Source organism: Furfurilactobacillus siliginis (genome assembly GCF_001437435.1).
Taxonomy (GTDB): domain Bacteria; phylum Bacillota; class Bacilli; order Lactobacillales; family Lactobacillaceae; genus Furfurilactobacillus; species Furfurilactobacillus siliginis.
In genome coordinates, this window is record NZ_JQCB01000024.1 from 468 (window position 1) to 11,110 (window position 10,643).

Sequence of the window (10,643 nt, forward strand, 5' to 3'; positions counted from 1 at the left end):
CGAATATAGATTATTTAAAGAGGACCCTGAAGAATATTATTATTCTTCAGGGTCTTTATTTGGCTCTACGTCGGTAAGAATGTCAATAGGCCGGACAAAAGAAGTTACGTTCTGACGAAGGCACTTGGTTATTTCTTAAATTCACGCATCATCAGGTCTTTTACCAGTGTTTTGTTTTGTTTTGATGTGACCGAGGAACGACAAACAAAGTTGCGAGATAAACCCAGTTTTGATTGATCAGGTGAATATAGGTGATGTCAGTGGTAACGACCCCAGATAAATCAGCTAGATGTCTCATTAAATTAGGCTTCTGCGACGTGTCAGTATTGGTTGTAGGCTTTTTAGGACGTTTGCGATACATAGTCGATTGAATGCCTAATTCATGCATGACCTGCCAAATCGTTCGGCAAGAATGTCAATGGTCCGGACAAGAATTGTACGGTTGGACGTGCGGACGTTTTTTTGGGCTCAAATCGTCAGTGTGGTTTGTGGGATCAATCTTCATTTGCACACCGAAACCGGAGGTGCCCGCTTCTTCTGCATCAGCATAATCAATCCCAACGCTAACCACTTTACCTTGTACTTGATGGTGACGAAGTCTGCCAGCAACCTGATCAGCAATCTTGCTAAGCACGACTTTAATCTCCTTTGCCTGCGTGTAATCACACATGTGCTCTTATACTAAAAAATGGACTATTTTTATGCAGTCCGTAAAATGAAAGTATAGGAGTATTTTTATGTCAATTCGTTATTCACAAGATTTCAAAGATTCATTGGTTAAACTTCACCAAGAAGGCCGTTCACTTAAATCATTAGCAGAAGAATTTGGTCCGTCGAAAGATTCTATTGCTATTTGGGTTAAACAAGCTACCCCAATCATGATCAAGGGTCAGTCAAAGACGTTAAAAGACGTCAAGCAACTAGAGAAGCGCCTCGCTATTTTGGAGGAAGAAAACGAAATTTTATCACGCATAGCCTGACAGGCATTGAGCGGCCATCTTAATAGCCAAAAAATAGTCCGTAATGTGGAATTGCCGCTAGTTAACCAATTTTTAGCACAAGGCTACGCGCTTGTGCGTATTTTAAGTGCACTTAAAATCAAACCTAGTACCTATTACAACTGGCGCCATTGGCAGCCCAGTCGACAAGCAAAGCGTAGAGAATCCCTGAAACCTTATATTTTAGACGTTTGGAAAACCTTTAAATTTTATGGTTATCGTCGTATTGCTGCTTATAGTCAACAAACTGACGGTCCGAAAGTATCTGAGTATATGACACTCAAATTGATGCGTGAATTAGAAGGGATTAAATCCCGCATGCAAAAACGTTATCGCAAACCAAAAACTGTGGTGACGATTGATCAAAAACCCAATCTGATTAGACACTTGCATGATTTGAGCGGTGTTTGGCAAACAGATATCACTTATATTCAGTTGACTAACCACAAATGGGTCTATTTAGCGACCGTTTTGGATCCTGAGAAGAGAAAAGTATTGGGCTATAAAATTGGCGATACAACGACAGCCGAGCTAGCCAGAAGTGCCTTACAGATGGCTTTAGATAAGCATCGAAAGCCATTAATTATTCATTCAGATATGGGGTCACAATACACGAGTGCTGAGTTTAATATTAAATGCCAAAATTATGGCTTGAAACATTCATATTCACTCAAAGGCCATCCGTACGATAATGGCCGTATGGAAGCGTTTCATTCAATATTGAAGCGTGAAGAGGTGTATCTGAAGGCATACCAAACATTAACTGAAGTGCACTTTTATATCATACAAAAAAAGAAACATGGATTATCCAGATTCTCCAGTTTAAGTTAGTACTTGATAAGTACAATTAGGTAGTAAATTAACATAATCCATCTTAACTAAATAGATTTTTGATATATTGAACTGTCCTAGCGGAAATATTGAAAGCCTCTGCGGTGGTTTTTATCGTATGCGTTTGAGAATATTCAAAGATTGCTGTGTTACGGCTATCTTTTTTACGCTTTGGTCTGCCCTCTTTATAATTAGGGTTATGTTGTTTAGCAAAAACTTTACCGGCTTGAGTTCTTTCGATAATCATGTCCCGTTCCATTTCCGCAACCGACAATAATGTCCGAACAATCATACGACCCATTGGCGTGTTATCAATCGTTCCTAAATTTAATACCTTAATCACTATTTTTTCTTTCAATAAATCATCAATCAAATTTAATGCTTCGCGTGTGTTACGAGCAAAGCGATCTAACTTGGTGACAATCAATGTGTCATTAGGTTCAATCAGATTGACGAGTTTTTCAAATTGTGGTCGTGATGTAGTTGTACCCGAATATTTTTCACTTAAAATAATTTCAGCACCAGAATTTTTTAAAGTATCCTTTTGTTCGTTCAAAGATTGTCCAGCAGTAGACACTCTAGCATAGCCATAAACCGCCATATTTCACCTCATAAAATTGCATAACTAAATTGCATTATGTAAATACAAGTATGTCATGACATTAAAAAAGTGCAAAATACTTATAAGTATTTTGCGCTTTTTTAATGTCATGACATACGAGCAAGTTATAGCTAATGAGTTTAACCAAAATCAATTTGATCTAACATTGTTTCTCGGCTTGCTTGATCTAATCCAAGATAAGTAAGCGTCATAGCCTCACTCGAATGATTCAATAAGTGCATGACTAAGCCAATATTATAGTTTGATTGCGTATAAACGCGATAAGCGCCTGTTTTACGCATAGTGTGAGTGCCTAGATAGTTGATACTTAATAGATCACCAACTCGTGCCATCACCTTATAAAATTGTTTCTCAGTGATATGACGGTCTGAATGGGTAGTTGAAGGAAATAACCAATCCGAATTGATGTTTTCTTGGACCAGCCAATCATGATATTTCAGCAAGTCTTGTTGGACTGGCTTTAAATACAATGTATTCGCTTTACCCGTCTTTTTATCATGAATAAAGGCCGTGTTTTTAACGGAGCCATCCGGATTATAGATATCTGATTTCTTTAACGTCATGACATCACTCACCCGTAGCAGGGTGGCTTTGCCGACTTGAAAGATGGTGTAGTTACGGCGACCAGCCCGAAAACTATCTAGTAAGGTGTCTTGCACCATTTTTAAGACGTTAGAGTCTTTAATCGGAAGGACGATTTGTTGAACCATATAATTTCATTCCTTATGAGTTCTGAAAGATACTATTATTTTTTTGCGTATTGCTGTTCGGCTAACTTGAATAAATCATCAGTCATGTGACTTGCAGTTATGCTGTAATCAGTATAGCCAACCAAGCTGTCATCAAATGACTCAATTGAAAATAATAATAATTCGATAGCCATATTTTTATCAAAGTAATCCTTTGGAAAGTGGGTACCATCTGTATCTGTGTACCAATAAATAGCATTATTTCGTAAATCCATTAATCCGTTTTTTTGATTTACACGTAATACCAGTTCATCTACTTTTTCAATACCTAAAGCATTAGATAAGCGATCGCCTATTTTAAACACAGGAGATATTGCTAAAGAATGTTTTTTAGCGTGATTCATTAGAATATCTTTATTCTTTTTCATAGATAGGTCATGTGCCATATACATAGAAAAGTGCGTTTTAGCTGTTTCTTCTAGTGCAGTTATAGCGAAGAAAGCAGAGCTGCCATATGAATTATTTTGTAGTAGTACAAAGGAATTATTTAGTAACTCAACAATATGATCAATTGCGCTATTAAAATTAATCGTATCTGCAATATTAAAATGTGTCCTATTATCAGTACTCATATTTTATTTTCCCCATAAAAGTAATTTGGATCTATTATATCATTTAAATTAAAAACAGCCCCTTTTATTTACTGGATAGATAAAAGGGGCTTTTTTAATAGGATTCCATAGGGGCTATAATATAATTATAGTCCCTAAATAAGTTCATATCTGAATAATCGATGTTATGTTAACTGCCTTTGGTATACATGAAACACATTTCGTAAACCATAAAACAATTATTAAAGACTATAGATTAAAGATTATAAATGTTGAAAATAAGAACTTAAAACTATTCATTTTAAACAAGTATATTTAATAAGTGATATGATATGTTACGCAATTCACATTGTGGGTTACGAGCATTTATTATCAGGAGGGAAAATCATGCGTACGATTGGTAAGTGGATTAAGACATATACAGACTTCCGCATCAAGCACAACATGTGGGGTTAATATAATATAATGACCTGAATAAATAGGGGTCGTAAGGAATTACATCCTCTATTTTGTTTACTAAAAAGGAGCAATCACGTATGTTTTCTATATTCGAGAAATATAAGGCACTTATTTTATATGGTATTTTTGGAGTAACCACCACAATTATTAACGTTGTATCGTATGCATTGATGTTGCTAATCGGAATAAATGTACAAGTTGCCGTTGTTGTTTCATGGTTACTGGCTGTAATTGTCGCTTACTTAACAAACAGAGTTTGGGTATTCAATTCTGGAGCAAGCACAAATATCGAACTACTACGCGAATTTATTTCTTTTATGTTGGCAAGACTGGCAACATTAATTGTCGAGATGCTGATAATTTGGTTCGGTGTTCAACTCTTGGATCAAGACCCTATTATCTGGAAAATCATTGATAACATTGTGGTTATTATTTTGAATTACGTAATCAGTAAGCTAATTGTTTTTAAAAATACAAGGAAAATATAGGCGTGAAAAAATTAAAGGCATATAAGGATTTAATAGTGAACGCTGCTCTTATGCTAGATTTACGGACAGATTTTTCTCTGCCCTGTAAACTAATAGCAGAGGAGCATTTTTTATATGATTCGATATTCACCAGAATTTAAGCAATCTCTTGTCGAGATGCACAACCAAGGGCGTTCTTACACTGAACTAGCCGCTGAATACGGGCCTTCGGCCGATTCAATCCGTAACTGGGTCAAATTGTACACAGTCCACGAAGTGGACGGTGAAAAATGGACGCAAGCTGACGTAAACGCATTACAAAACTCTGGAATAAATCACTCTTACTCCCGTAAGGGTCATCCTTACGATCATGCTCGTATCGAGAGCTTCCATTCGCTCATCAAGCGCGAAATGATTTATCACGAAGAGTACAGGACCATTGATGATGTCCGGGTGTCTGTCGAGTGGTACGTGAACTGGTACAACAACAGTCGCATCAACTCACGGACTGATTGGCTTCAGACCACCTAGACCAATGTCTGGTTTACTTAATCTCGATTATCGGCACCAGCCGGTACGACACAGTTTATAAGCCGTCACTTGTGAATTTCAAAAATTCGCCTTGTGAAGGCTTATTTACCGCACGCTACAACTTGTGAAATCCGGCCGGTTCACAATCTATACCACTCGTTTTCTCTCAACGGCAGGGCTGAGTCCTGTTCCGCCTACAAAAACACCCAGAAATCACGCCATTTTAGGCTGAAATCCGGGTTTTGAAAATTTTTCGGGGTAGCGGCACCTTGCGGTGCCGAAAAAACCTGTCCATAATCTTGACATCAGCGCCTTCCGCCATTTAACTAGTCTTCTTTTCTTTTTAGTTGTAACTATTTACCAAAACGCCACCACTTTTTCGGTTTAGGTTGTGACTCCGGGGTGCTATTTTCAGGTTCCGGTTGTTTGTCTGACGTCACTTCTTTTTCACCATCATCATGCGGTGTCATCGTTAAGGATTTCAAGTCCTTAATTTCTGCCTTATATTCTTCGAGCAGTTGTTTGTCCTGTAAGGCTAGCCGTTGTTGCTGATCTAGTAACTTATGTAACTCTTTCTTTTCAGATTGAATTTCTGATACTAAATTTCGAAGGAATTTCACTTCATCTCGTTCATAAACATCATCTTTTTTGTTGTCGTCAACATCATCTTTTTGTTGACGGTCTCTTGTTGACGAATTGCTTGAGAACATTGATTTAATAGCCTTTTGACCATCAACATCAACGTAAACAGTGTTGCCTTTTGTTGATGTAAATTGACGTAAATCGATTGACGTATCTCTTTTTATCTTTTGCCATATAGCCTGCTTTGAAACACCCAATTCATCAGCGATTTCTCGAATTGTTTTTAAATTTTCACTCATGATCTATATCCTGCCTTTTAACGATTGGTAGATACTGTTCAATCGATTTTTTAAGATACTTAGCAATATTCTTTTTCGAATAGTCATCTTGTTTATCTCTGATATATGCTAAGTGTTCTTTCACGCCCTTTAAACCACGTAACTCTTTTAATTCGTCATAGAGTGGATAAACATTTTTCTGTAGCCCTGACAAAATAGCCGTATCCGTCAAATCAATATACGACAACAAGAAATGTTCCATCAGCAATTTTGTATATGGACTCTTCATAGCTTCATACACGAGGTCTTTTTCACTTTCTTCTTGTCTTATCTTACCGTCAATATAAACGGGATCATCTAACTTGTAACTAATATCATCTGCGACTTGATTTTTAGTGATATGAAAGACAACACTCTCTATGCTGCGTCCTTTTTTTACTTTTTCATACGTAACATTAAAGCTGGTATGGTTTGTGATTTCTTTAATCGGATCTTTTAATACTCTTCTTTCAAAATCAGTAAACTTTTTATATTCACTCACCGTATCGGTCATGTCGCGCAATTCCCGAATAGTGATTATCGGATTACGGTAACTTTCCACTTGCTCTTCTCTTCGCCCACCTTTAACGCTGTAATGCTCATATTGGTTGTAATTCATTGATAACCAACGGTACAAAATGATTGCATACTTGCTATTCAATTCTGCAATATCTGATAAGGCATGTTGCGTAAAATTGGTTTTTAGATTGATTAAATAAGGCATGATTTCGGGGCTAAATCGGATAGTTACTTCATCATGATAATCAGCCCATTTAACATAAGGGATAGGCACAATACTTTCAAATTCATATCCCTTTTCTTTGGCATTTTTTATCTTAAAAAATGCTTGTTTCTGCATTTTTTCAATTGCTTCTTTAAAACGACTATGTTTATTACTATCATCCACGTTAAAAAAAGCAAATAACTCTTGCTTGGATAAATAAACTGTCTGGTCTTTCGGTGGATTTTCTGTATCAATTAGAGAAACAGCTAATTCGAACATTTTAAGCGGTGTTTTATCCATTTTGGCAATGGATGTAATTAAACTGTTATGCTCAACCACTTTCCGTTTTGATAATTCATTCAAGGTCTGTACCTGCCTTGTCTTTGATTCTGGTATAATAGACATATAAATACGCTCCTTTAGGCGTGTTGTTGGATAAGCATAAAGAAAAACTTTTAGTCGGGAAATTCTTTATGCTTTTATTATAACATTATATAGCGACAAAATATTTTAAAAAGTCGCTATATGCATAGTTTTTTGTCGCTATATGCATAGTTTTTTGTCGCTATATGCATAGTTTTTTGTCGCTATATTACCTATTAAACCCTTGATATTACTGAATTTATAACCACGCAAAAGAACAAAAGATTAAAAATATAAAAGATAAACTTATAATAGGCTTCGCCTTTTTATTGATTCAATAAAAAACAAAACAAAAGAACACGGTGTACATAAATTTTGTACAGGGTGTTCTTTTTTGAATTATTTTAAAGGATAGGTTCCTTTCCTAGTTATATATCATAATTACCACTTATTAAGCCAATAGAGCCATTTTAACTTGGTTAATGATCATTCATACGCTTCGTAGCTAAAAACGCTTAGAAGGGTAAATAAGCCGGTTTAACGTTAGAGACTGGGTCCTTTAAAAAGATCACGCGTTAATTCAATGATCCGATTGATTAATGCTTTAACTTGTTCAATCCCTTGATCTAATCTAGTTGGCGCTATTTTGGTATCCGGATCTGCTCTAGCTGTCGTCAGTGTTTTTAACCAGGACTGGGCTACTTTTTTATTTTTTGTGAGTTCTTCATGATCCAGCTTATAAAGAACATACCGGGCCTCCACATCAGTATGGGATAGTTGGTTGACACCATAATCATTTTTAAGCATGTCACGCATGGCATAATCTAGCTGTTGCTGTTCTCGTTGCTGTTCTCGTTGCCGCTTCTGTAGCGCTTGATGCGTTTCTTTTAGGTTTTGATAATCAGCTTGGATGTCAGCTAATTGCGCTTTGACTTGTCCTAACGTTTGCTTGAGTTCTTCCGTCTCATGCTGGCTTTGCAAGGTGGCTTTCTTCATCGTGGCTAACACACTTTTAAAGCGATCTAAGTCATCAGGTTTAAGCACCGTCTTACCAAAGAGGTTTTTAGATAAGGCTTGTTTAAAGGCATCAATTTGTTTTTCGGCTAAGTTTACTTCTGTTAAGGCTTGATCCGTGATTTTAAGTACGGCCTGTTTCGCACGAATGTTGTCTTCAATATCGGCTAGTTCCGTTTTTAAGGCATTAAACTGATCGTTGTATTTTTTGATTTCAGCGACATTCTCAAACGGTAAGGTTTTGTTATTTAAAACCCCTTGTTCATAAAAGGGCAGCACCTTTTTTAAATGCTGGTCTAAATCCTCGTGGAAAGTTTGCAAATCCTGCCGCGTGAGCACTTCTTTAGCGGATACTTTATAACGTGATTTTTTATCATCAAAAACCACTGGGACAAAGGCATAGTGCAAGTGAAGGGTGGTCTCATCATAATGCACGACAGCGGCCACGGCATTTTCTTGACCATAACGTTCATTAAGAAAATTGGTGGTTGCTTCAAAAAAGGCGCTCTGTTGCTCGTAGGGCGCTTCTGCGAGTTCTTCAGGTAAAGTGACAATCCAAGTTGCTAACGCCTTCACATCGTCTCTTTTCATGCAATAAACGTCATTTAAACGCTCATTGAAGCGTGAAAGCATATCAGAACCATCCGCCATGAGATCTTGATTCAGATAGGATTTCGACACATCAATTTCTTTGTTGGTGTGATGGTCAGTTTGACGTTCAAAATGAACGGCTAGACCGGGAACTGAACCACGCGTATTTTTCTTTAAATGCGCCATCAAAAATGCCTCCTCGAAAAAGGTTTTCCAAGACCAGTATAACATCGTTAAAAATCTGGTATAGCCTGTTATACCAAAATAATATTTTGGACAGGCTCTGCGAGGCACGTCATCGACAAGCGATGACCGTAGCTTTTCCCCTTCGTACTGGGGAAACTGCTATTTTACAGCGCCACTTATCCGGCTTGTAAAACCTCCGGCGGGTCACGCCATGACAGGGCAATTTACCATTGCATGGTCGATTTCATCGGGAGCATGTCATGCAGAACGCTACCCGCGCGGGGCAAGCTGATGTCAGCTTAACCACATTAAAATAATCTGTAAACGTAAGTGTATAATAACAAAAAAATTGTAGTGGACTATCGCAATTAATAGGTGTTATACAATAAAAGCAAACAAAAAGGCACCCTTAAGGTGCCCACATTATTTTAACGATCATTAAGATCATCAAAATGACGTTTAATTGCGAACGTCACAACAGCAACACAGATTGCGTTAAACAATTGTGTGAGTTCTTGAAAAAAGTAAATCATGGAGTCTAAACCTCCTTGCCGTTGCAGTATAGTAGGAAACAACAGCTTTTTAAGTATAGCATGTTTTGAAATACCAATAATATGATGTTATAATGTTAATAGGAAAAAGTACATGGAGACTAACCTCTCTAGTAAAAAGGGCTAGTGCGTAGGAACACCAGCTCTTTTTGTTTGTCTTTTTTTGAAGCAAGTTTCCTTTCAGGGCAAGACAGTGTATAATTATAAACAATAACTGCCATGAAACAGCTCTGCTGGTTCAAAGGCTTGCGCCAGTACGCTGGGCAAGCCTGGTGGCCCACTTTAAAATACAGTGACGCTGATAGTATGATGGCTAGACTGTTATTTTTGACAATTAAAGACGCTTCAAAAAAATTCTTTAACCCCCAAATCACTAATAGGGGGGTTAAATTTACAAATAAACCGACAGGTAAACCCTCCTCATGCTTACGGGGCGTAGGGTTACAGCGAAATAATATTCGTGTAAAAATCAATGTAATAATGAAAATTTGATAATAAATATTTGCCATTAAATGGCATTTTTTATTAAATAAATCATTTTAAGGTTGCTATCAAGCGATTTACGATCAAGGAGGAATATATGACTTACAATGCGATTAAAGGTCGCTTTACGCGCTTAGCCCCTGATAAAACGATTTTGTATGGCGAAAAGCAATATACGTTTGCCTTAACACCAGAACAAAGTGAACAGATTGACCAAGCCGTTTATGCGGTTGTCCTGGCCAAAAATTACAAAACGACCTCTTTCTCGATTGATGAGAAGTTAACCTTGTCTGATGAGGAAGTCGCTCAACACAAATTGGTGGTCCGGTTACGCCTCCGCAAAAAGCACAAACAGCCGTCTCATAAACCGCTCACGGACTAAAATTTCACAAAGGGCAAACGCCTTGGTGTGGGGCTTATGAGAGCTAGACCAATTTATTTGAGCCAAATTCACAAATTAAGATCACAGAAAAAGCGCCGAACCCTATTAAATTAAGGTTTGGCGCTTTTAACTTGGCATAAGCGACATTATGTTAATTCGTTAAATTAATAATACCCTATTGGCCGTTTTTGATCCATTATCAATGGCTTTTTAAATTAGGGCCTAGTACTTTTGGAATGGAA

At 37.2% G+C, this 10,643-nt stretch carries 12 protein-coding genes and 1 pseudogene; 5 read left to right on the top strand and 8 right to left on the bottom strand.

Translation table 11 applies throughout. The features are described from left to right. Window positions 1–160: 160 nt before the first annotated feature. The gene (locus IV55_RS10215; RefSeq protein ID WP_225425868.1) at window positions 161–388 is read right to left on the bottom strand and encodes a hypothetical protein; all 228 of its coding nucleotides are present in this window, start codon (window positions 386–388) and stop codon (window positions 161–163) included. Between the two features lie 81 nt (window positions 389–469). Further along, window positions 470–670 (bottom strand): annotated as a pseudogene (locus tag IV55_RS09790) (DinB/UmuC family translesion DNA polymerase); the annotation flags it as partial. Window positions 671–737: 67 nt separating this feature from the next. On the opposite strand from IV55_RS09790, the gene IV55_RS09795 reads away from it, so the two are divergent. Both IV55_RS09795 and IV55_RS09800 read left to right on the top strand, forming a co-directional pair. Next, on the top strand, window positions 738–980 hold the full coding sequence (locus IV55_RS09795; protein WP_004912700.1) for a transposase: 243 nt from the start codon (window positions 738–740) through the stop codon (window positions 978–980). Window positions 981–1,031: 51 nt separating this feature from the next. Then, the gene (locus IV55_RS09800; protein WP_237756175.1) at window positions 1,032–1,829 is read left to right on the top strand and encodes an IS3 family transposase; all 798 of its coding nucleotides are present in this window, start codon (window positions 1,032–1,034) and stop codon (window positions 1,827–1,829) included. A 43-nt stretch (window positions 1,830–1,872) separates the two neighbouring features. On the opposite strand, the gene IV55_RS09805 is transcribed toward IV55_RS09800, so the two are convergent. The 3 genes from IV55_RS09805 to IV55_RS09815 form a co-directional block, all read right to left on the bottom strand. Beyond that, entirely contained in the window at window positions 1,873–2,430 is a 558-nt protein-coding gene (locus IV55_RS09805) for a recombinase family protein (RefSeq protein WP_057811731.1), read from the bottom strand. A gap of 140 nt (window positions 2,431–2,570) precedes the next feature. Further along, window positions 2,571–3,161, bottom strand: coding sequence for a site-specific integrase (locus IV55_RS09810; RefSeq protein ID WP_057811732.1), 591 nt, complete (start codon window positions 3,159–3,161; stop codon window positions 2,571–2,573). A 35-nt stretch (window positions 3,162–3,196) separates the two neighbouring features. After that, window positions 3,197–3,772: an AbiV family abortive infection protein gene (locus IV55_RS09815; protein WP_057811733.1), complete on the bottom strand. Its 576-nt coding sequence runs from the start codon at window positions 3,770–3,772 to the stop codon at window positions 3,197–3,199. Window positions 3,773–4,287: 515 nt separating this feature from the next. On the opposite strand from IV55_RS09815, the gene IV55_RS09820 reads away from it, so the two are divergent. Further along, window positions 4,288–4,698 (top strand): GtrA family protein, encoded by a 411-nt coding sequence (locus IV55_RS09820; RefSeq protein WP_057811734.1) that lies wholly within the window; start codon window positions 4,288–4,290, stop codon window positions 4,696–4,698. 114 nt (window positions 4,699–4,812) lie between these two features. After that, on the top strand, window positions 4,813–5,208 hold the full coding sequence (locus IV55_RS10435) for an integrase core domain-containing protein (RefSeq protein WP_162260749.1): 396 nt from the start codon (window positions 4,813–4,815) through the stop codon (window positions 5,206–5,208). A gap of 353 nt (window positions 5,209–5,561) precedes the next feature. Here the strand turns inward: IV55_RS10435 and IV55_RS09830 are convergent, their stop codons facing one another. The 3 genes from IV55_RS09830 to mobV form a co-directional block, all read right to left on the bottom strand. Further along, complete coding sequence (locus IV55_RS09830; RefSeq protein ID WP_057811735.1) at window positions 5,562–6,089, bottom strand: helix-turn-helix domain-containing protein; 528 nt, start codon at window positions 6,087–6,089, stop codon at window positions 5,562–5,564. Then, window positions 6,082–7,236 (bottom strand): RepB family plasmid replication initiator protein, encoded by a 1,155-nt coding sequence (locus tag IV55_RS09835; RefSeq protein WP_057811736.1) that lies wholly within the window; start codon window positions 7,234–7,236, stop codon window positions 6,082–6,084. Before IV55_RS09835 ends, IV55_RS09830 begins: the two co-directional genes overlap by 8 nt. 501 nt (window positions 7,237–7,737) lie before the next feature. After that, window positions 7,738–8,985 carry a MobV family relaxase gene (mobV, locus tag IV55_RS09840; protein WP_057811737.1) on the bottom strand — a complete coding sequence of 416 codons (1,248 nt, stop codon included), beginning with the start codon at window positions 8,983–8,985 and terminating at the stop codon, window positions 7,738–7,740. Window positions 8,986–10,116: 1,131 nt separating this feature from the next. Between mobV and IV55_RS09845 the strand changes: the two genes are divergently transcribed. Then, a complete protein-coding gene (locus IV55_RS09845) occupies window positions 10,117–10,401 on the top strand; it encodes a hypothetical protein (protein WP_057811738.1) in 285 nt (94 codons plus the stop codon). Window positions 10,402–10,643: the final 242 nt, after the last annotated feature.